Genomic DNA, 22500 nt, shown 5'->3' on the forward strand with positions numbered 1-22500 from the left:
TGCGATCGGCACGCTGCCGCCCACATTGCCGCAGCGATTGTTTCGAACAATTCTGCTACTCGACACTACGGGCGCTGTAGGTCACGCGGTACGGCACGGCCCCCTGCGTGTAATAGGCTTGCAAAACCCGCTTCATCACGATGTCCACGTTTTCGACGGAGCATCCAGCGAGCAGAATCAGGTATTGGCTTCCGCTGAACCGGGTAACCGCATCCCCCCGTCGCAAGCTGGAAAGGATCGCCTGTTCCAAACGGTCCACCGCCTCGCCGGAACGCGCAAGGTCGGCGGCCTTGGTGTCAAGGGTGACCAGTACTATCGAAGACGGGGCTTCGTTCCTGTCTTTCAACCTGCGGTTCAACGCGTAGATATTCCGGAACACGCCGTATTCGCAGAGCATCGCGCGCTGGACCTCTTCGCAATGATCGAGCTCGAAGGCAATGCGGTCCAGATCGTTTTCAGGCTGGCTGATTCGACTGAGCATGGCTTCATACAGCTGCGTCATGGGCATGCTTGGTACGCCGCCCGTGTATTGCATGATGACGCCCGTCGCCTCAAGGTAGTATCGCTCGGCATCCAGAATCCTGTTCATTCCCGCATATGCCCGAAGCACGGCACAATGCAGGTCTTCGTCGGATGGATCCAGAGCAAGCGCGGCGCGGGCCAGGCTTTCTTCATCTTCGAATTCGCCGTTGCGATCGTATATGTCCGCCAGATTCTTGACGGCACCCAGAAACAGATTGTGATAGTACGACTGCCGAGGCAGCAGGTCGTATTCATCCGGAAATTCCTCCAAGAACCGACCGCGATAGCAGCTTACAGCCTGCATGAGCGACTCTCGGCGCTCCGTTTCTTCCGCTGCGTCACGTGAACGCGCAACAGCATCCTGCATAGTCTGGAAATCGGTAACCAAAGGAACGTCGGGGCTCCAATAGTAGATGCCCTTGCCGGAAACAATGAGGTCTTCGCCGGGCCAAAACCTGTCCAGCAATTTACGAAGGCGATATACGAGATTGGCAAGCGCATGGGCGGGGTCGTCCGTAGAACCCGGCCAGAGGATATCCATCAGGTGCTCGTTGCGTCCAGGCATGCTGTTGTTGTAAATCAAAGCGGAAAGCAGCCTCATGAGCTGCTTTGACCTGGCCGTAGACTGACTGAGCGTCACATCGCCTTTCGTAAGGCTGAATGGCCCGAAAAACGATGCACGAAACGTGTTCTCGTCTGCCACATCAACCATACAAACCCGCCTTTCGATGTGCCTGGCCCTGCAAAGAACACCAGGAGCCGAAGACCATGGATTGTATCACTCCGAACGCTTCGCGCGACGCTTGGACCTCGCTACGGTTGCCAAAGCCAATACGCAGAAGGAAACACCGGCGGCTGCGACCAACATGCCGAGCTCAAGCCCGTCGCCCGTCTGCGGAAGGTGCCCAGCCCATCCCGAGGAACCCTTGCCAGACTTCTGCGATGGCGTGTTGTTGCCGCCCTTCTTGCCCGGCTTGCCATCCCCTTCGTCAGGCGGATTCTGCTCTTCATCGGGCTGCACGGTATTGGTAAGGATGAACGTGTTGTTTTCGCGCGTCACCTTTGCAGTGTAGCCCTTGGGAACGTTCACCTCTTGCACGGACCATTCTTGGTCAGAAGCAAGCCCGCTCCAGGTATAGCACCAGTTCATGGATGCATCCAAGGTCACCATATCGTAGGCTTCGCCATTGCAGAGCAAAGCGACCTGGATGGAATTCGGACGCAGTCCCGCTTGGTTGTTGGAATCGATCCAATGCTTTTCCACGGAAACGTCCATGGAGTCTTCGCCCAGGACATGGACTTCGATTTTCGGATCGCAATCGTAGTCGAAAAGAAGCTCGCCCTCTTCGTTCATCATGGGTTCTTCGATCAGGAAGGGCATGACCTCGACGTCGTAGTGCTTTCCGTTAGAATCGCCATCCTTGTTCTGCTGGCAGACCAGGTAGACGCCATCTTCCAGATGGTCGAACACCACATCGCCGTTCGCATCGCTCTCGACGACGGCCAAGGGCTCAACCGGATGATCCCTCTTGACCCAGACTTCCAGGTCGGCTGCGGTTTCGGGGCTATGTGCGGCAACGTCGTCCACATTGTGGTGGGTAGCGGACTCCGGGAAGTCGCTCAGCAGATGGAGCTCCCCTTCGTACCACGAACCTGAAGCGACTTCGTACAGCTCAAGACGGATATGGGAGGGATGCACCACGTTGTCGCTGTCGTGCAGATGGATGTGGACCACGTCCTCGCCGTTGAGCGCCGCATCCTCTTGCGCATAAGCCGCCTGCGGCAGCAGAGCCGCCATACACGTCAGAAGCAACGCAGCCAACGCCAGTACCATCAGGCTACGCATCCTGGTCATGGTCGCAATCATCCGTCTCGCCTCCTTCCGTTGCTTCAAGTTCCTCGGACTGTTCCGAATCCGCCGTTTCTTCCAACACCTCTTCATTCGGAGGTTCCTCAGAAGCAGCGGCGGCTTCCTGCGGATTCTGCTCTTGCGAATCGTCCGTTTTCGCAGACGCCTCCAGGGCTTCCGGATCCGCCGCAGAATCGACTTCCGCCTTTGCGGCAGCGTCCTTCCGCCGGTCGCGCCATACTTTCGCGATCATCAGCAGGATGATGATCGCACCGACGCTCAGGATGGAGATCCACAGCGTCCAGTTGGGTCCGGCCAGGGAGCCGAGCCCCTTCTCCTGTACGGAGAAGTCCCAGTCGATGCGGTGCCCGCGCACCAGCAGTCGATGGTCGTTGATGCCGAAGGGCGTGCAGGTTACCAGCGTGACCAGGTCCTGGTCTTTCTGGATCATCAGCTCTTCGGTCTCGTGCGGCAGCACGACGACGATCTGGTCGACCTCGTACGCGAAGTGCTGGTTGAGCACATGCACGAAGAAGACCTGCCCGATCTCGAGCTTGTCCAAATCGGTGAACAACGCTCGGGATGCCATGCCTGTGTGGCCGGAAATGACCGCGTGGGTGCCGGGTCCTCCGACCGGGAGCGAGGTGTTTTCCACCAGACCCAGGCCTTTGCTCAGAACCTCCTCCGACGTTCCGTAGTACATCGACTGATACACATGGATGTCGGGGATTTCCAAATAGCCGATCATGGCACCGGGTTGAACCAGTTCGAAATCTTCGAATTCCGTACCTTCGAAGTCTTGCAGGTTGTTTCCCGAAAACGGATCGGCGGGAAAGCTCAGGGGCAGGTCCTGGTTGTATGCCTGGGCCAATGCGATCTGGCGATCCAGCTCGGATTGGTCCATGGCTTCCACGTCTGCCGTGTATTCGGACACCTCGCGGAAAGCGAAGTAGTCGTTCACGGCAGACGCAAGGACCGGGTAGCTGAACAGCAGGACTCCTGCCGTCACTATGAGAATGGCCACCAGGCCCCTGCCCCTGCTTTTCACGATAACCTACGTGTTAGCGGTTGCTCTTCGACGCGCGCCTGGACACCAGGTAGTACGCAGCGCCTGCCACGACCAGCAGCATGCCGCCGACCATGCAGTACAGAGCCGTCATCGCGCCGGTCTCGGGAAGAGAGATGCCCTTGGCATTCTCGACGTACACGTTGATGTTGATGGTGCTGCCGTCGCTCTCAACGGAACCGGTCTCGTTGCCGTCCCCGTCGACGACCTTCGTGCCGCCTTCGCCCTTGGCGTTGCCGGCACCGCCAGCGGTCAGAACAGCCACGCCGGTGTTGTCGCCGTTGGCATCCTTCTTGTCAGCGATGGTAACGGTCACGGGCTCGGAAAGCTTGGTGTACTCGTCAGGAGCCTGAGTCTCAGTGAGCGTATAGGTGCCCTCGTCCAGACCCTTCACAGTTGCCAGGCCCTCGCCGCCGACAGACACGATCTCGGTAACGGTGCCGTTGGGGTTAACGGTGTAGGTGTCGGTTGCCTTGTCGTAGTCGAACTTGACGACGTTGCCGTCTTTGTCCTTCAGCTCGAACTTGGCATCGGCCAGACCCGTGCTAGGAGCAACCTTGTCGACCTTATGGACGTTGAAGCCATAGGTGAAGGTCTTGGTCTCGTCGTTCAGGGTCTTGTGGCTTTCCTCTTCGTTGGTGTTGTTGGTGTACTCAAGCTTGACGGTGTTGGGGTTGCCTTCGGTGCTGTCGACCTTGGCCTTGTCGTTGAGCTTGGCGGAGTAGGTGGCCTTCACGGCTTCGCCCTGGTGGGCGGCGATGGCGGCAGGGGTGAATTCGATGGTCAGGACCTGGCCGTCAAGGGTTGCCGTGTAGTCGGTGTCCTTGGTGAAACCTTCGATTGCGATGTCGTCGTTGTAGGTCAGACCCTCGGAGAAGGTATCGGTCAGCTTGAACATGAGCTTCGTCGTGTCGACGTTCGCCTCGTAGGTCGGGATCTTGGTGTTGATCTGGTAGTCGACGTCGTCGCCGATGTTCACGTTGTTGGTGTCGACCAGCTTGCCGCCTTCGACGATCTTCTTCTCCAGCGTGGTGGTGTCGTCCTTAAGGGTGATTTCGGCAGCAGCGCCGGTCAGGTTCACCAGGATGGGTTTGGTGGCGATTTCCTTGGCTGCAGAGTCGTCGGTGCTGTCCTCGGTAGAGACGGTTTCGGCCACAACGTAGAAGCCCTCGGGCAGAGCTGCCGCGGCGGAGCTCACGGCAGTACCCTTGATGCCCTTGGCAACGGCATACTTCTCAAGAGCGGAAGCCAGGGCAGCGGCGTCGGTGGCGTTGGTGTTCGTCCAACGATCGTCACCTGCGACAACCTTGCCATCCTTCAGGATCTGGTTCTGGTCGTCCAGCGTGTAGCCGTTGGCGCCGTCCTTGAAGAAGCCTGCGAAATCATCAGACACGGTGTAGGCATACAGCGCCTTGCCGTCGTTGTCGGTACCCACCTGCTCGGCGGTCATGACTTGGAATGCCTTATAGGTGCTCCCATCCTTGGCATTCGTGATGGACATGTCCTGGGTCGTCGCGGCGAATGCCGTGGCGGCCAGGCACAGAGCCATGGTCAGCGCGACCACGACGCCTGCGATCATTTTCTTTGTCATCTGCATGTTCTCTCCTTTTGAAAACCAATTCATCTATCTCATCGAGGCAGGCTATCACCCATAGCCTGACGCTCGGCGTTTCCTAGATCCCTACAGTCAACCAACGTAGGCGTGACCGCGCTTGCGCGAGCTGCGGAAAGTGGCGTCGGCCATGAACAAATGGCGGAGCACCCTTTCCACTTTGGGCCATTTCTCCTCGGCCCGCTTGACCCTGAACAGGTACGCGTACCAGTTCAGATATGACTGCAGGTTCTTGACGTCCATGCCGACGTAGCCGTGCAGGTAGCGCCTGATCCAGGAGCACAGGTTGTTCACCATCGCCATCTTCTCGAGGTACTCCGGGTCCTTCGTGTCGGCCTTGTAGGGCCGGTCGACGCCCTTCACGGCCTTCACCAGCGACTTGTGGGACTTCTCCATGTCGTGGAAGATCTCGGAGCCCTCGGCGATGCTGGCCTGCAGCGCGTCCTTGATGCGCCTGGCCGAGGGCTTGCCGTGGCCGCAGCGCACGGCGACCACGTTCTTGTGGACGTCGATCGCGACCGCTATGCAGACCTTGTCCTTGCTCAGGCCCCTCTTCGGCCTCCAGCCCGGGCCTCCCTTCAGGTCGGAGTCCGTGACGTACATCTCGTCTATCCAGACCTTGTCCCGCAGGACGATGCGGTCCTGGTAGCCGTCTATCGTGCTCATGACCCGGTGGCGCCACTCCCAGGCCGTCTGGTGCGACATCCCGCAGAGCTCCGCCGCAGCGTCGAGCTGCACGTTGTAGCACATGAGGCGGATGAAGAGGACCCATGCGGACAGGGGCTTCTTCGAGGATTCGAATATCGTGCCGGCCAACGACGTGTACTTGCGACCGCAGTCGCGGCATTCCCAGAACCTGCGGCCGGCACCCGTGCGGCCTCGGCCGACGGTCTCGCCGGAACCGCATCTCGGGCACGGGGGCCGGGGCCTCCACTCGTCGGCAGCCTCGTCGTAATCTCCGACGCCGACGGACTCGCGGCACCTTCTCGTCTCGACGGCCTCTTGCAAGAGCGCGAAATCGCCCTCATCGAGGGCGTTGACCCGCTTCGCGAACGGGTTCGTACGGGTGGACATGGCGGTATCCCATCCGCCCAGGCGCCCATCCGATCGGGATCGTCGCCAAACAATGGACCGGATGGGCACCTGGGCTGATCATTGTTTGGCTCCGCCATTATAGCCTTTTGCACAGCACGGCGGCCGACTGCTCGGGAGTGCCTAGCATGCCTACGTTGGTTGACTGTAGGAATTCCTAGATCCCATCGCATCCCCCCTTCGGGCTGGAGCCGCGCGCTCGTCGACGGGTCGTTGCATACAGGCAAGCTCCGACGAGCATCGCGATGGCTCCCAGGGTTTGGAATACCAACCGATTCGAAAGGCCCGTTTCGGGCATGACGATGTAAGGATAGTTGCGGACCATCAAAACCTTGCCAGGCGCGGCCTGCGCCGTGCTGTCCGCATTGACGGCGTCCACCAGCGAAACCACGTTCTCCTGAGCGGATGTCAACTCGATGGCACCCTCCGAGGTCACGGTCACCACAATCGGCTCTTCAAGCTTGATGTAGCTGTCGGGAGCGTCGGTTTCCGTAATCGTGTACGTTCCGGGCTTCAGATTCGAGAATTTCACGATGCCCTGCGCATCGGGATGGATGCCGCTTTGAACCACTTCGGTGGCACCTTCAGGCGACGTGTAAGAAACATCGAAGGCAACCAGAGCGTTCAGATCAGAGGGGAACGGGCGGTCTGTTCCATCGACTTTATGCAGTTCCAAGCTCTGGACCTGCACGTTCACGAAGACCGGGGCACCGTCGCTGTTTGCGTCACCCACTGCAACCGGGTTGCCCGAAGCGTCCTTATAGGTAACGTTCGCCTCGAGGCCGTTTTCACCCTTGGCCACGTCGACCACAGCGGTGTACACGTTCGCGTCGTACGCCATGCCTCCGCAATCAGCCGCGTCGGTGAAGGATCCATCGACTTCCGAAATCGTATAGGTCCACGTGCCCGGCTCGTCAAAAGTCATGGGCGAGAACTGCACGAAACCTTGCGCGTCGTTCTTCACGGTTTCGACTTCTTCGCCGGCTTGGTCCTTCAGCACGAACTGGAAGTCGTCGCCCTTCAGCTGGCCGCCCTTGAGCGTCTTATGCGCCTGCAGATTTGCTGTGACCGGGTTGAATTCGTCGGTCATGGTGACGGTTTTGTCTGCAACCTGAACGCCGTCAACGGTTATGACGCCTTTGTCACTCACTTCGAACGCGATGTCTTCTGCCTTCTGGTAGCCGGCAGGCACGTCTTTTTCGCGAAGCGTGTACGTGCCGGGAAGAACCTTCAACCCGTAGGGCTCGTCGGTCGTGACGAAGGAATCCACCACTTCGCCGTTCTTGTCGACAATCTCCAGCGTGGCACCGGCAAGCGGCGTTTCCTGGGAGTCTGCCTTGCTTATCCATACAGGCTGTAGCGCAGGACCGGGATAGTCGCCATGGAACCGACGGACATGGCCCTGGCCGCTCAGCTTCGCGCTCTTGCAAATAATCGTACCGTTGTAGTTGCCGCCATTGATTTCGACGTAGGCATTAGGGGCTATGATATGCCCCTGCTCGGGAGTCTGGTCGCCTATGACGACCTTGGTGGCATTGGGGAAGTTGAGGATGATGGGCATATCCTCCCCATCCTCTGCGGTGCTGAGCTGCCTGCCATTGTATGAAATGACCTGCGGAGCGTACACGGTTCCGCTGTCGAGGATATTGATGACAGTGAACTTCTTGCTCGATCCCTTAACGTTCACTTTGACATGCTTGGCGCCTGTGTTTTCGAACGTGACGCTTGTGCCGGCATCGATCGGCACTTCGCTCCAGTCCTGAAACTCGTTGAGCGTAACGGAGCTCACGTCTTTCAGCTGCCTGGACAGCGAGGTCGCGGCCTTCTCCATCTTGGCCCAATCCACGTAGCCGTCGTTGACGACGACTTGGCCGTGGTAGTTGTAACCCTCTCCGGAAACGCTATTGCCGACTCCGTTCAGCATCTTCCCGTCGGGGCTGACCGTATTCCGAGAGCTGACGTACAGCGGCTGCACGGGATTCTGCCTCGACCGGGCGTTGAACACACCGGTATCAATCGGGCGGGCATATCCTTCTATATATGACGGGGCGGCGACGTACTGGCTGTCGGCAATGCCCGGAGCGCTCGTCGTTTGCGTCATATCGCCGCCGATCAGCAGGCCGCCCATGGTGTGCTGATCGATGGTCGCGTTTTCGAAGCAGACCAGCGAGTAGCCTCGATTGGCCAGGTATTCCAGCGTATAGCCCTCTTCCGGCATGCGGGCGTTGGACGTCGGTGCCCTGGCAGGGGCTTTTGCAGGGGCTGCACGCAGAACCGGCGTCTCGTCGATTGCCGCCTGAGCCTCTTCCTCTTCAGGAGCTGCCTCTTCAACAGCAGCTTCTTCGTCGACGGCTTCTTCGGATTCCAGCGTGGTTCCTTCGTCATCCGCTGCCGTCTCGTCGTCTACGATCTCGGATTCTTCCGATGCAGCGTCTTCTTCGCTGTCTTCGTATTCAGATTCGAGTTCGGATTCAGATTCGGATGCGACCGAATCTTCAGACGGAACCGTCAACGTGTCAGTGGCTTCGGCCAGCGCGTACACGGACTCCTCGTCAGATTCGATTTCGACCGTGGATCCTTCGACAATTTCCGCCTCGTCGTAAGCGTACGCCTGGAAAGCAGGTTCCAATCCGATAAGGCAGAGCGAAAATGCGCATACGCAGGCGATGAGTTTGTAAGTCCTCCCCCTGAACATGTGCGACACTCCCTTTTTGATTGGTTCTGAATCCAGCTTATGCCGACAATCTAGCTCTACCCCATCACGCCAGAATCACACGGCACCATCTTTTGTGATTCCTTCGAATACGCTTGTGGTCGAGGTACGCCAGGCGATGCAAAACTGCGCTTCGACCTGCCCGGTTGACGTACAATGCAAATGTGTGCAACTTGCATTCGGCACCACATCTTGTTCAAATACCCAGACGGAAGGTCCGCATAGTGAAGCTCGTTTTCGCATCCGATTCATTCAAAGGCAGCCTTTCCAGCGCCCGAACGGCCGAGCTTCTGACGCAGGCTGCGGGATTTGTGTTCGGCGATTGCGAATGCGTAAGCGCGCCCATGGCGGACGGTGGCGAAGGGACCGTCGATGCCGTGCTTGCGGCATTAGGCGGAAAGCGCATCACCGTTACCGTATTCGACCCCCTCATGCGCTCGACCTGCGCCTCGTACGGAATCTTGCCCGATGGCCATGCTGTGATCGAGATGGCGGCCGCATCAGGGCTCACCTTGGTGGAGCCGGACTTGCGCAATCCGCTGATGACCAGCACGTTCGGAACTGGACAGCTCATTTTGGCCGCCCTTGACCAAGGATGTCGGAACATCACCGTGGGGCTGGGCGGTTCGGCCACCAACGACGGCGGCATGGGATGCATCCGTGCGCTGGGCGGCCGGTTCGTGGATGCAAGGGGACATGAGCTTCGCGGCTGCGGGCGCGACCTCGGCGAGGTTTCCGAAATAGACATGCGCGGCTTGGATCCCCGCCTGGGCGAAACGAGCATCGCCATCATGTCGGATGTCACCAACCCCCTATGCGGACCCGAAGGCGCAACCTATATATACGGCAGGCAAAAAGGCGCCACCTCCGAAATGTTGGAGCAGTTGGAGCGGGGCATGCAGTCCTATTCAGAGGTTGTTCGGGAACAGTTTCATATCGATTGCAACAACACGCCTGGCGCCGGTGCCGCCGGAGGCCTGGGGGCGGCGTTGATGGTCTTTCTGGGAGGACGCCTGCAATCGGGCATCGAGTGTCTGCTCGACCTGATTGGGTTCGATTCGATGCTCGAAGGCGCCGACCTGGTGGTCACGGGCGAAGGCAAGGCCGACGCGCAGAGCAGCCATGGCAAAACCATGCAGGGCGTGGCACGACGCGCAACGACGAAGGGCATTCCCGTGTATGCCTTGGTGGGTTCGATTGGCGAAGGTGCCGAGGCGCTTCTCGATGACGGCATCCTGTCGTTTTTCGCGCTCCAGGAAGATGACATGCCTCTGGATTACGCCATGGCCCATGCGGAGGAGCTGTATGCCGATACCGCCGTGCGCCTGTTCCGCTCGTTTCGCGATGCACGATAGCCCTTGCGCACGGCTTTGACGCGCGATTCCAAGCAGTCATTTGACGGAAACCGATGCTGCGTCAAGGCTGGCTCCTGGGTTGACGTTTTCGGGCCTTGTGTACATTGACAGGGCGTCAACCGCTTTCTATTATGTGGACATCGTATGAACGTCGCAGGTAGAATGGGTGGTGTAAATGGAGCTGAATATTTTCAACACCGATAAAACCCCCTCCCGACGTGACGAGATTGTTGCTGCAGCCCGCGAGCTTTACGAGACCCGCGGCTTGGAGGAGACCACCATCAAAGACATTTCCGACAAGCTGGGCGTTGCGCGCAGTCTCTTCTATCACTACTTCAAGAACAAAGACGCCGTCACCGACGCCGTCATCGATGACTATGTGAACGACTTCCTGCAGATGGTCTATTACTGGAACGAAGACCGCACCCAGGGAGACGTCCTCGGCGCGTTGGAAAGCTGCATCCAGATGCTGCGCCGCGGAATCTTCGATAAGGACCAGTTCCGCAACGACCTCGCCACCAACGAAAACGCGCGTCTGTATTTGATGTTCCTGCAGCGTTCGGCTGAAGGGCTCGCGAAATATGTGACCGAAACCACCGTAGCCGATTACGAACGATTGCACGACATACGCATCAATCACGTGTACGAAACGTTCTATGTGCTCATCATCGGCATGATCGGCTTCATGCGACGGTATCCCGATGCACCCGACGAGCTTCTGAAAGACCTGATAGCGCAGACGTTGCGCCTGGACATGGACGAGGATTACATTCGTCAGAAAGAGGAAGCCGACTCGGGCTTGAAGCCTTAAAAGCATAACCCGCGTAGGCAAATAAACGCGGTGGCCAATAGGTAAGCGCAGGTCAATCGCATATTTGAAAGCTAAGGGAATCATTCCCTTAGATGTGTGCGCCCTGCGAAAGGAAGAAAGGAAAGCTCCATGTTGTTCGAAGTCTACGGAGAAAACGCGGTATTCCAGTGGGTTGGATGGCTTCTTGTGTTCGTTGGTCTCATCGGCCTGAACGAATTCGCCCGCCGCAGCAAGATAGGCGGCATCATCATGTTTGTGGCCCTGCCTATTTGCATGACTATCTACTGCATCGCCGTAACGGCGGGTGCCGCCAGCGGTGCCACCTGGGCCGTCGACAACCCCACCGTACTGTTCCAAAACGGCTGGTTCCACTATGCCAAGGTGTATGCCGCACTCACCGGTTGCATCGGCTTCATGATCATCAAGTACCACTGGGGCAAGCTGGGCAAGGCCGAATGGTTTAAGGCGTTCCCCTTCGTAATCGTGGCTATCAATATCCTCATCGCTGTCATCTCCGACTTCGAAAGCTTCGCCCACTTCGTATCCGGCGATTACTTCCTGCTCGACAACGGCAGCGCCGCTTGGATTACCAGCGAACACGCCACTCAGCTTACGGGCTGGCACAATCTGATTAACGGCATCGCCGGCATCATCAACATCTTCTGCATGACCGGCTGGTGGGCCGTCTACAGCTCCAAGAAGAAGCAGCAAGACATGATTTGGGCTGATATGACCTGGGTCTTCATCATTGCTTACGACCTGTGGAACTTCTGCTACACCTACAACTGCCTGCCCAACCATGCATGGTACTGCGGCCTGGCCCTTCTGCTTGCCCCGACGGTTGCTAACGCGCTGTGGAACAAGGGCGGCTGGATTCAGAACCGTGCCAACACCCTGGCCATCTGGTGCATGTTCGCACAGGTATTCCCGCAGTTCCAGGACAGCTTCCCAGAGTACGGCCTGAACAGCCCCTTCGCTGTGAACAGCGTCCTTTCCACCCAGGCGAACACCATCGTGAGCGTCATCGCCCTGCTGGCGAACATCGCCGCCATCGCCTACATCTTCTACCGCGCCAAGAAGCTCGGCGTGAACCCCTACAAGAAGGAAGTCTTCGTAGGCACCAAGGATTACGAGGCTGCCCGCGCCCGCATCGCCGACGGCGAATGCCCGGAGCATGAGATCGCCGATTACGAAGCCGCCCACAAGATTCTTGACGGCAACAAGGCCGCGTAGCCCGAACTTTCAACCCAACACCGCCCGGGCGTCGAACCGTCCGGGCGGGCACCTTCCCCATTCAGGACAGAATTAACGCCGGCAACGCAGGCCGCCTGCATCTGGCAACGCATGCCCAAAGCCATCGTTCGTCCGGCGTTCAAAGGAGATAGGAGAGCCATGAACAAGACTTTGATTCGGTGGATGGCCGCTGCTGTATCGACAAGCCTCGTGCTTGCAGTGGGCCTCTGCGGTTGCGAAAACGGCTACGAAGGCACTGGCAGCAAGGACGCGGCCAGCGCTGAACAACTGGCAATGCACACCGACGATCCTTGGGATGCCCCAATCGAAAAGACCGCCGACCGCACAGAAAACGACCTGGTCGACGGCGTGTACATTGGCGTGGGCCATGGCGTGGACGGACTTGTCACCGTCACCATCCAGGTGGAAGACAACGTCATCACCGTTCTGGAAACCGCCCAGGAGGGCGAAACCCAAAGCGTTGGCGGCTGGGAGGCCATCCGCAACGGCACATATGCCGAGATGATTGAAGCGGCCCAAGGCAGTGGCTTCGACTCGATTTCCGGCGCCACCTTCACATCGGCCGCCATTCGCGAGGCCGTCGACGATGCGCTGGCGCAGGCCGAAACCGGTGTTGTCGATCCGTCCAAAACGAGCATTCATGAAGCCGCTCAGGCAGATACGGAGGAATAGCCATGAGCCATGACATCGAAACAACCCACGCATCGGGTCTTTCTCGCCGTGGATTTTTGGCAGGTGCAGCCACAGCTGCAGCGGCGGCGGTAGCGGCCGCTGCAGCACCGGGACGCGCCTTCGCCGTGGAAGACGGCAAGGTCGGCGACTGGAGCGCCGACGGATCCGCCGAGCCCACACTGGCCCCGAGCAATACGGGCAATGCCAGCGGTCTTGACGGCACGTACCGCGACCACGAAGCCGCAGGTTTTCCTGCGAACGACGACACGCCCATCCCTCCGCGTCCGGTGCCCGCATCCTGGGATTACGAATGCGACATCGTCGTCGTAGGCGCAGGCGGAGGTGGCCTGAACGCCGCAGCCCGCTGCGTCGAACTGGGAGCCGAGACCATCTGCGTCGAATCCAGCTCCATCATCGGCGGCAATGCCCAAAGCGCAGGCATGTGCGCCATTTTGGGCGGAAGCCGCCTGCAAGAAGAGAAGCGATTCGCGTTCCCCAGCTACCCCTTCGACGCCCGTGCGATGACCGAATGGGCCATGGACGAGTATCATTTTTCGGCCGACCCCCAGCTCATCTACCGCATAGCGGACGCAGGCGGCAAGTGCATCGACTGGATGGCTGACTGCGGTGTGAAGTGGCGTTTGGGCGAAGTGCCCGTGTATGTGGCTCCCCTGGACAGCACGCTGGACCATCATGTCCTGAAGATGAAAGACGCCACCGATGCCATGTACACCTTCGCCTCCGGACACGGATGCGAATTCAAATTTCAGTGTCCGGCAACCGCCTTGGTGCAGGACGAAGATGGCCGCATCGTCGGCATCACCGCCAACGAAGATTTCGAAAACGAGGTCTATATCCATGCGCGTCGTGCTGTCATCCTGACCGCAGGTGGATTCTGCAACAACAAGGCTTTGCTGGAAAAATACATCCCCACCGCTGCCATGGGCTGTGCCAGCAGCTACCTGCCCTTGGGCGAAAAGGGCGAATGCTTCCGCATGGGCCTCGGCGTAGGTGCCGACGTGAACGGATTCAACAGCTCCGCCAGCTTCGACGGCGGCGTTGACTGGGCAGCCGAAGGCGGGCAATGGGCGCGATTCCTCTACGACGGCATGACGCAGCTTTCTCGCCAGCCGTTCTTCACCATCGACCGCACCGGCCAACGCATCCGCTACATGGACAGCCGTATCGGCGAAGGCGGCGCAGCGGCCATCTACGCCCTCGGTGATTTGGCAACCGCCCAGATGGCCGTGCCGGGGCACCGCAGCTACATCGTCTTCGACAGCCATTATGAGGAATACCTGGCCGATTTCGGACAGGAACACTGCCGCAAACTCATCACACCGGACCTGGAGCAAATCGACAAGGTCCCCGAGCATTACCGCGACTGGCACCACGGTGTCGAGGACGCCATCGAGGCCGACGTCCTCAAGAAACGCGACAGCTTGGAGGAGCTCGAAGCCGATCTCGGATTCGAACCCGGCATTCTAACCGACGCCGTCGCACATTGGAACGAATGCTGCGAGAAGGGTGAGGACGATTTCATGTATCCCATGCCACCGAATTGGCTGCACCCCATCCAAGACCCGCCGTTCTATGGATGCCGCATCGGCGGAAACCTGTACGGCACCAAGTGCGGCCTGGCCATAAACGATCACATGCAGGTCCTCAGCACCACCGGGCGCGTCATCCCCGGCCTCTATGCAGGTTGGCATACGGCGGGCGGCGCCGTCGGCGAGAACAGCTACGTGGGCGACGTCATCCTTGGCAGCCTGCTTGGCGACGTAAGCCTGGCGTTCTGCGGCGGCTACCTGTGCGGAACGTTTGCCAACGACGTTGAAGAATACTAGGCAAGGCGCAGATAGGAGTTAGCAATGGGAACCGAATTGAAGAAGTCTGCGCCGGCGTTTCTGACGCTGTTCGCAAGCGCGTTGATCATCGCACTGCTGGGCCGCATCGGCTCGAAGGTGCTGGACGTGACGGGGGCATTGGGATACAACTACCGAGCCGCTACCGCGCCGTATCTGACAGACGGTCTGACCACGCTGGACAAGCTGCCATTCACGATGACCGGCGGCACGCTTGTGGGATTCATCTTCGCCGGCGGCTTGGCCCTGTGTCTGGCCACCGCTACCGTGCTGCTTTTCGCCCATCTGTACCCCCAAAAGGGTCAGGGCGGCATTGGGGCAGCGCTGGTCTGGGGTTTTGCCTCTGCTATCGTGGCTTTCGTATGCCTGTTCATCATAGTGTTGGGGCTGTACTCCGAAGTGTTGCTGTCCCAGATGACCAAGGGCGGCGGCGGATCGCTGGGGCTTACCCTCGGCATGCTGGTGCTCGCCGTGGGCACTCTTACGGCAGCGGCCAGCCTGGTGTTGCGCGGCGCCCTCGTGAAAGGCGCCGAGTCTTCGCGCCCAACCTTCGTATGGGTTATCGCGACGCTGGCAGTTTGCGGTGCCGCGGTATGTGCGCTCGTCTGCATATGCTTCAGCGCCATCAACGCCAATCCCGCCAGCCCTGCCGCCATCGCCGGCTCCTTGGGCGCGGCGTGCATCTGCAACCTGGTCATGGCTTTCGCGGGAGTGAGGCTTGGCAAGTAGCCGCATGGACATTCAATCTGATCGACGGGGGCCTTCGGGCCCCCGTTTTTGTCGTGAACATCGTTTTCGATTCGGCTCCCTCGCCCCGCTCCCGCCGTCCGATGAGGTCTTGTATTAGAACTTATGTTCGTATATTATAAAGAATGCTTTTCCCTTCTCGTAGAGAGGTCCGTTATGCAGGAAAGCCTGTTTCAAGAAGACATACCCGAACCTTTGGCGGCTAGACTACGCCCTTTGTCCCTAGATGAATACGCAGGGCAGAAGCATCTTGTGGGCGAAGGCAAGGTGCTTCGCAAGCTCATCGAGGCGGATCAGGTGTCCTCAATGATTTTCTGGGGGCCTCCCGGCGTCGGGAAAACCACCTTGGCCCAGATCATCGCGCACCAAACAAACGCGAAGTTCGTGAACTTCTCTGCAGTGACCAGCGGCATCAAGGAAATTCGACAGGTCATGAAACAGGCGGAGAACAACCGTTCCCTTGGCGAGAAAACCATCCTGTTCGTGGACGAAATCCACCGCTTCAACAAGGCACAGCAGGATGCGTTCCTCCCCTTTGTCGAAAAAGGCACCATCATCCTTATAGGAGCCACCACGGAAAACCCGTCTTTCGAGGTCAATGGAGCATTGTTGTCGCGATGCAAGGTGTTCGTGCTCAAAGCGCTGGAAACGGCGGATTTGGCGGAACTGCTCGACCGGGCCATACACGACCCTCGGGGCTTCGGCGACCAGCAGGTTGATGTTTCCGACGAGCTGCTTGAAGCCATTGCGACCTTCGCAAACGGAGACGCCCGTACGGCGCTTTCCACGTTGGAGATGGTTGTTCTGAACGGCGATGTAGATGACGAAGGCGTCATTCACGTTACCGAGGAAACCGTCGAGCAATGTACCGAGCGCAAATCGCTGCTGTACGACAAACACGGCGAAGAGCATTACAACATCATTTCCGCACTTCACAAGTCCATGCGCAACTCCGACCCCGATGCAGCGGTGTACTGGCTTGCCCGTATGTTGGAAGCCGGTGAAGACCCGCTGTACGTTGCCCGTCGAATAACCCGATTCGCAGCCGAAGACATCGGCATGGCCGACACCCACGCATTGGAAATCGCAATCGCAGCCTACCAGGCATGCCATTTCATCGGCATGCCTGAATGCACGGTGCATCTGACCGAAGCCGTGGTTTACATGTCCATGGCACCGAAATCGAATTCACTATACGTCGCTTATGGACGTGCGGCGAAAGACGCTCAGAAAGACCTGGCAGAACCAGTGCCTTTGGTCATTCGCAATGCCCCCACCCGCCTCATGAAGGAACTGGGGTTCGGCAAAGGCTACGAATACGCGCATGACGCGAAAGACAAGCTTACCACGATGCAATGTCTGCCTGATCGGCTGGTCGGCCGCGAGTACTACTCCCCCACCCAACAGGGAAACGAGTCGAAATACGCTGCGCGCCTGTCTGAAATCAAAAAATGGAAGGCCGATCACGGGGCATAGCGCATTCCTAACCTGAAATACAAACAACATTTCTGCAAAAAAGGACGAGGAATCCCTCCCGCAGCCCGATCAGACACGCTTCTGGACATCGTTTTGCAACGCCAGTCAGACGTCAAGCAGCAGCACGTCGACAAAACCTACCATTTTTGTATATTTTAACGTTCTCGAAATATCGTCCTGCTATCATAACGAAATCGTTCTTAGGGATTAGACGCCGCCATGCTGGCACGACTTAAAGACAGGAGAGTAGCGATGTATTTAGTATGCCTGGACCTCGAAGGTGTTTTGGTTCCCGAAATCTGGATTGAGTTTTCAAAAGCCTCAGGCATACCCGAGCTTTCCCGCACCACTCGTGACGAACCCGACTACGACAAACTCATGACTTGGCGCCTCGGCGTCTTGAGGGAGCATGGACTGGGCCTTAAGGAGATTCAGGAGGTCATCTCAACCATCGACCCCATGCCTGGCGCAAAGGAATTCCTCGATGAGCTGCGTTCGTTTGCCCAGGTTGTCATCATCAGCGACACGTTCCAGCAATTCGCCATGCCCCTGATGCGAAAGCTTGGCTACCCCACCATCTTCTGCAATTCCCTGGAGGTCGGCGAAGACGGGGCGATTACGGGCTACCACATGCGCGTCGGAAACTCCAAGCTGACAACCGTAAACTGCCTCCACGATATGGGCTTCGAGACCATTGCCAGCGGCGATTCCTTCAATGACCTGGCAATGATCAAGAACTCGAAGGCTGGCTTCTTGTTCCGTTCAACCGAGTCCATCAAGGCCGATCATCCCGAGGTGCCGGCATACGAGGACTATGATGAGCTGCTGGCCGCCATCAAGGAGGCTGCTGCTACGCTGGAATAAGTGCTTGCCGCTTACTTAGCATTCTTCTTTAGCCGGGGCCGCAGACAATTCTGCGGCCCCGGCTGTTTTAAAAGGGCAATCAATCTGAACCATTTAGTTTCAGATTTCTCGTACATTTGTTTGTATTTCATGCTATACTAACGCCATTCAAAGGCTGGGTACACCGCCGACTCACCACCGTAGCCGGTTCCCGCATCCCTAATCGGGCGCTTCGTCCCGTGACACCCTCTCATAAAGGAATAGGGCTATTGCCCGCAAGAGATTGGAGTTTGCATGACGAACCCTAGCAACACTGCGCACGAAAACACCTGTAAGCCCAGAACCGATCGGATTGATCCGCTATTCAATGATGTCTTCATCCGCCTATTCGGTAAAGAAGAATCTCGAACCGTTACGAAAAGCCTGGTAAATGCGATTCTGCGCGCGGCAGAGATCGAAGAAATCGGCGACATCGACAGCATCTCGGCAGAGCATACCTCTTTCGGCGGGTCAATTAATTGTCGTTCCTCCCGTTTCGACGTACGCATCGTTTCTGAAAACCGACACATCGATTTGGAAGCAGAGCGCCACGAAAACGAAGTCGACAATCGCTCGCTTCTATACGCCTCACGCCTGCTTGATGAAGCGATGCCTAAAGGTCGCATCGACTTTATGAAGTTTCCCCAGGTCATTATCATTACTTTATACGATGCGGATCCCATTGTGCCCGACGAAGATGCATTCATCAGCGTTTCTCGGCTCAAACGTAAAGTTGGAGAACATGAATACGACGTTACAGATCGCATGCTCTTCGTGCTTGTGGAACTTCGTAAATTCCGCGCACGCTATAATCAGCTCACAGACAAAGTGCTCGAAGACGAGCTGCTGTCGTGGCTATACCTGCTAACAGAAGGCTACCGCGACGAACGCGAGAGCGAGGCCATCATGGAGAAATTCCCTACCATCGAGGAATTTGCAGAACTCTACGGATTCGCCTTGGGGGATCCAAAACTTAAGCAAGCATACGACGATTACGAATCGGCCTTCATTATGGAAAGTAGCCGTAAGGCTTACCACATCAGAAAAGAACGCGAAGCGAGAGAAGATGGGTATAAGGCCGGCGTGCAGCAGGGACTTGAGCAGGGCATGCAAAACGCTCTTGTCTCCCTTGTCCGTGATGGGATCATTCCGAATTCCGAAGCAGCAAAGCGACTAAACATGAGTTTGGATGAATTCAATGCGATTCTAGCCAACGACGAGTCGTAAACACGGACGATTTTTGTCAGCAGCCGCTGCTTTGAGCAATCCCGCAAAATGTGCAGCTCAAAACCCAATCGGCAAAGCTCCTCATCCCGAATAGCGGTCCTACCGAACGCCGCCATCAGATACGGAATCCGGCGAAAGAGACGAACCCGTTCGCCTTGATTGGCGGAGGGTTAAGTCGCTGTACCTTGATAACTCAATAGCTTGGCCACCACCGAACATTTAGGACCGCAATCCTGTTGGTTGGCTACTCATCTTCAAGGAGAATCTGCCCAGATATTGGATCATAAACGCCAGGCTTCAGCCCGTAGAGGTCGTCTATGACTTCAGGCACAAAAATCTCTTCAGGTGCGCCAGCAGCTACGATGCCGTCGCCCTTCGCGCACAGCACGAAATCGCTTACCTTTCGGGCAAGGGGCAGCTCATGCAGCGACATGATTACACCGACCTCTCGTGCTGATACAAGCCGGCGTAAAACGTTGAGCAGATCAATCTGATAGCGAATGTCCAAGTAATTTGTAGGCTCATCCAATACGATGGTCTGCGGGCGTTGGCAGATGGCACGCGCCAGCAGAATACGCTGGCGCTGCCCATCGCTGATTTGCATGAAATCCCTGTCGCGAAGATCCCAAACATGAACCATTTCCATGGATTCGCGCACGATTCGACGGTCCTCATCGGTTAGGATTCCCAAGCGTCCCGTATAAGGATACCGACCCGTTTCAACAATGTCGGCACACGTCAGAAGCTCAGTTCTCAACCGTTCGGTCAGCAAAACGGAAAACTGCAGCGACCGTTCATGGGGAGTCAGTTCACTCAGCGGCTTACCGGAAAGATACACGGCGCCGCCCAAAGGCTCCAAATAGCCCGTTACGGTTTTCAGAATAGTTGACTTTCCGGCGCCGTTCGGACCGATCAGCGTGACAATGCGACCAGGCAGAACGTCGATATTTACGTCTTTGATCAGCGGTTTCCCGTCATAACCGACAATCAGGCCTTCTGTACGCAAGCAGGGCATGATGTCCATTAATTCCTCGCCTTCTCTCGACGCAACAGAATGCCAATAACGATTGGCGCACCGAAAATCGCCGTTACGGCTGAGATAGACACCTCAGTCGGAGCGAATATGTTCCGCGCAATCAAGTCGCAGAACAAGCAGAATATAGCGCCTCCGAGAAACGAGCCTGGGATAACGACAATTGGCTTCGATGTGGAGAGAAGCCTTTTCACCACATGGGGTACGGCAATGCCCACAAAGCTGATCGGGCCAGCGAACGCGGTCACGCAAGCCGCCAGCAAACTCGACAGGACTATGAGCGCAACACGGAATACCCGAATGTTTACACCCATGCTGCGTGCGTACTGTTCGCCCAGTTGGAAAGCGCCTATCGGTTTCGAGAGGGCGAACACAGCAGCGGACGCCGTCAAAGAGACCACGGCAATTATGCCGATATCCCTCCAATTGACGCCTGAGAAGCTTCCGAGCGACCAGTTCTTCAGGTTCACGATGTTAGCATCCGATGCGAACGTGATGAGGAAATCGGTTGCCGCTGAACAGATGTACCCCACCATTACGCCTGCCACAATAAGCATGGCCATCGATTCTATTCGCCTCGATACAGACAAGACGAACAACATGGCGACCATCGATCCCACGAAAGCTGAAATCACAAGCAACCAAGAGGGCATGGTTCTCGACGAGCCGATGACCACAATCATCATCACCGCAACCGCGAGCTTTGCACCCGATGAAATACCGAGGATGTACGGCCCGGCAATAGGATTGTTGAAAAATGTCTGCAGCAGAAAGCCCGCCAAAGCCAAAGCGCCGCCAAGCAAAGCGGCAGCAATAAGCCGAGGCAGGCGAATATCCCAAATCACCTGATATCCGACGCTCTCCGCGTCGTGACCGAAAAGAACTGCAACCAAGTCACCAGGGGAAACCTTCAGCGTTCCAATGCAAAGGTTCATCACCGCCAACGCCACCAAAAGTACCCCGAGAAAGGCGAACACCGCGAATGTGCGGCGCCGTTTCACCGAGCGGCCGAAAGAGTTATCTATGCTGCTTTGACGTTGCATTTATTCCAGCTTCTGTAAATACGTCAGGTCATCATCCGACCCGGTGAACACCGCATTGAAATCCGAGATAACATCTCCCGTGGCCATCATCTGCTGGTACATGTCCTGGCTGGTCACCCACACGTTGCCGTTCTGAACAGCCGCAAAGTTACCCAACAGTTCGTTCTTCATGACCAGTTCATCGATGGAGTTCACCCCCGAGTCAATGGTCGCATTGTAAATGATGATGTCAGCGTCCTTCGCTTGGGCGTAAAAGGTTTCCATCTCCAAAGTGACCGTGGACGTCGCAGAATCGTCGCCCAAATCGCTGAATACATAGTCGCCGCCCGCCAGTGAAATCATCTTCGTTACATAGTCGCCCGGCTTGCGCACTACCGCCGCACCATTGCTGTTGATATAGAAGAAAGCTACGGTCTTTCCCGTTTCGGTTCCGATTGCCGATTGGGCCTTTTCGACCTGCGCGTCGAAAAGCTTTGCCGCGACATCCTCTTTGTCGAACAAGGCGCCGTACAGCTTGATCCATTCAGTGCGGCCCAATGGTTCGCTTTCGTAGCTCGACTGTTCGGTCAGTACAGGGATTCCCAGTTCGATAAGCTTCTCGCGCACGTCCGGGGTATGGTTGATCATGGTCGACTGGATGGATAGCTCGCATCCTTGCGCCAACAAGGTGTCGTAATCGGGTGCCGAGTATTTCCCGCCGTAAACGATGGACCCATTCTCCATAGCCTCTATTGCGGCCGGGATATGCCAGTTTTCCTTCGCTATGCCCGAAACCGCAATAGCGTCCATTTCATCCAACGCGTCAAAAAGGCACATGGTGTCAGAAGCAACCAAATACACGTGGTCGATCGGCTGCTGAAGCACAACTATATCTGCGTCGATGCCTTCGGGCGCAGACGCGCCTTCGGGCACCGTCAGATAGCGCCCGCCGTCAGAAAGACAGGCCAGCTTATACCCTCCCTCGTAATAATCAACGGTAAATCCCGTGGCGTACTGAAGGTCCAGGCTGTCCACGACTTTCCAGTCATTCCCCAAATCGGCGTTGTGGAATGTCGGCTCGTCGGCAGCATCCGCGGACGCATCCGTCGCAACACTCGCAGTGTTAGATGCACCCGCGGTCGATGCCGGTTCGGTAGGTTCAGCAGAGCAAGCCGGCAGGAAGCACAGCAACCCTGCAAGCATCAGACAGCATAGCGTCGCATGCATCGTCTTCGTCATGCAAGCCATCTCGTTTCACACCCCTTGTGGCTTAGCCCGCCAACCAACGCACATGTCGTTTTC

Annotated in this window: 18 protein-coding genes; 9 read left to right on the forward strand and 9 right to left on the reverse strand. The window is 57.3% G+C overall.

All coding sequences use genetic code 11. The features are described from left to right. Positions 1-55: 55 nt before the first annotated feature. The 6 genes from SHEL_RS11930 to SHEL_RS11955 form a co-directional block, all read right to left on the reverse strand. Positions 56-1234 carry an AfsR/SARP family transcriptional regulator gene (locus SHEL_RS11930; RefSeq protein WP_012799536.1) on the reverse strand — a complete coding sequence of 393 codons (1179 nt, stop codon included), beginning with the start codon at positions 1232-1234 and terminating at the stop codon, positions 56-58. Between the two features lie 66 nt (positions 1235-1300). Continuing rightward, positions 1301-2389, reverse strand: coding sequence for a Cna B-type domain-containing protein (locus tag SHEL_RS14585; protein WP_012799537.1), 1089 nt, complete (start codon positions 2387-2389; stop codon positions 1301-1303). Further along, positions 2361-3395, reverse strand: a complete 1035-nt coding sequence (locus SHEL_RS11940; RefSeq protein WP_012799538.1) for a class C sortase — start codon at positions 3393-3395, stop codon at positions 2361-2363. Before SHEL_RS11940 ends, SHEL_RS14585 begins: the two co-directional genes overlap by 29 nt. A 37-nt stretch (positions 3396-3432) precedes the next feature. Next, entirely contained in the window at positions 3433-5034 is a 1602-nt protein-coding gene (locus SHEL_RS11945; RefSeq protein ID WP_012799539.1) for an isopeptide-forming domain-containing fimbrial protein, read from the reverse strand. 90 nt (positions 5035-5124) lie between these two features. Continuing rightward, positions 5125-6123, reverse strand: coding sequence for an IS1595 family transposase (locus SHEL_RS11950; RefSeq protein WP_012797493.1), 999 nt, complete (start codon positions 6121-6123; stop codon positions 5125-5127). A gap of 175 nt (positions 6124-6298) precedes the next feature. Then, positions 6299-8836, reverse strand: coding sequence for a SpaA isopeptide-forming pilin-related protein (locus tag SHEL_RS11955; protein WP_012799540.1), 2538 nt, complete (start codon positions 8834-8836; stop codon positions 6299-6301). Between the two features lie 242 nt (positions 8837-9078). Here SHEL_RS11955 and SHEL_RS11960 point away from each other — a divergent pair, with 242 nt between their 5' ends. From SHEL_RS11960 to SHEL_RS12000, 9 genes are all read left to right on the forward strand, one after another. After that, the gene (locus SHEL_RS11960) at positions 9079-10209 is read left to right on the forward strand and encodes a glycerate kinase (RefSeq protein ID WP_012799541.1); all 1131 of its coding nucleotides are present in this window, start codon (positions 9079-9081) and stop codon (positions 10207-10209) included. Positions 10210-10384: 175 nt separating this feature from the next. Continuing rightward, the gene (locus SHEL_RS11965; RefSeq protein WP_012799542.1) at positions 10385-11020 is read left to right on the forward strand and encodes a TetR/AcrR family transcriptional regulator; all 636 of its coding nucleotides are present in this window, start codon (positions 10385-10387) and stop codon (positions 11018-11020) included. Positions 11021-11149: 129 nt separating this feature from the next. Further along, positions 11150-12253: a DUF5692 family protein gene (locus SHEL_RS11970; RefSeq protein ID WP_012799543.1), complete on the forward strand. Its 1104-nt coding sequence runs from the start codon at positions 11150-11152 to the stop codon at positions 12251-12253. A 159-nt stretch (positions 12254-12412) separates the two neighbouring features. Then, positions 12413-12946, forward strand: a complete 534-nt coding sequence (locus tag SHEL_RS11975) for an FMN-binding protein (RefSeq protein ID WP_012799544.1) — start codon at positions 12413-12415, stop codon at positions 12944-12946. Positions 12947-12948: 2 nt separating this feature from the next. After that, complete coding sequence (locus SHEL_RS11980; protein WP_041422585.1) at positions 12949-14793, forward strand: FAD-dependent oxidoreductase; 1845 nt, start codon at positions 12949-12951, stop codon at positions 14791-14793. Between the two features lie 24 nt (positions 14794-14817). Next, positions 14818-15540: a hypothetical protein gene (locus SHEL_RS11985; RefSeq protein WP_012799546.1), complete on the forward strand. Its 723-nt coding sequence runs from the start codon at positions 14818-14820 to the stop codon at positions 15538-15540. A 174-nt stretch (positions 15541-15714) separates the two neighbouring features. Beyond that, positions 15715-17034 (forward strand): replication-associated recombination protein A, encoded by a 1320-nt coding sequence (locus tag SHEL_RS11990; protein WP_012799547.1) that lies wholly within the window; start codon positions 15715-15717, stop codon positions 17032-17034. Positions 17035-17286: 252 nt separating this feature from the next. Further along, entirely contained in the window at positions 17287-17898 is a 612-nt protein-coding gene (gene thrH / locus SHEL_RS11995; RefSeq protein WP_012799548.1) for a bifunctional phosphoserine phosphatase/homoserine phosphotransferase ThrH, read from the forward strand. A 273-nt stretch (positions 17899-18171) separates the two neighbouring features. Then, entirely contained in the window at positions 18172-19143 is a 972-nt protein-coding gene (locus tag SHEL_RS12000) for a PD-(D/E)XK nuclease family transposase (RefSeq protein WP_012799549.1), read from the forward strand. 244 nt (positions 19144-19387) lie between these two features. Here the strand turns inward: SHEL_RS12000 and SHEL_RS12005 are convergent, their stop codons facing one another. From SHEL_RS12005 to SHEL_RS12015, 3 genes are read right to left on the reverse strand one after another with little or no spacing between them, the layout of a single operon-like run. Beyond that, complete coding sequence (locus tag SHEL_RS12005) at positions 19388-20167, reverse strand: ABC transporter ATP-binding protein (RefSeq protein ID WP_012799550.1); 780 nt, start codon at positions 20165-20167, stop codon at positions 19388-19390. Then, positions 20167-21219 (reverse strand): FecCD family ABC transporter permease, encoded by a 1053-nt coding sequence (locus tag SHEL_RS12010; RefSeq protein WP_012799551.1) that lies wholly within the window; start codon positions 21217-21219, stop codon positions 20167-20169. Before SHEL_RS12010 ends, SHEL_RS12005 begins: the two co-directional genes overlap by 1 nt. After that, positions 21220-22437 (reverse strand): ABC transporter substrate-binding protein, encoded by a 1218-nt coding sequence (locus SHEL_RS12015; RefSeq protein ID WP_012799552.1) that lies wholly within the window; start codon positions 22435-22437, stop codon positions 21220-21222. Between the last annotated feature and the right edge of the window lie 63 nt (positions 22438-22500).

Source organism: Slackia heliotrinireducens DSM 20476 (genome assembly GCF_000023885.1).
GTDB lineage: Bacteria > Actinomycetota > Coriobacteriia > Coriobacteriales > Eggerthellaceae > Slackia > Slackia heliotrinireducens.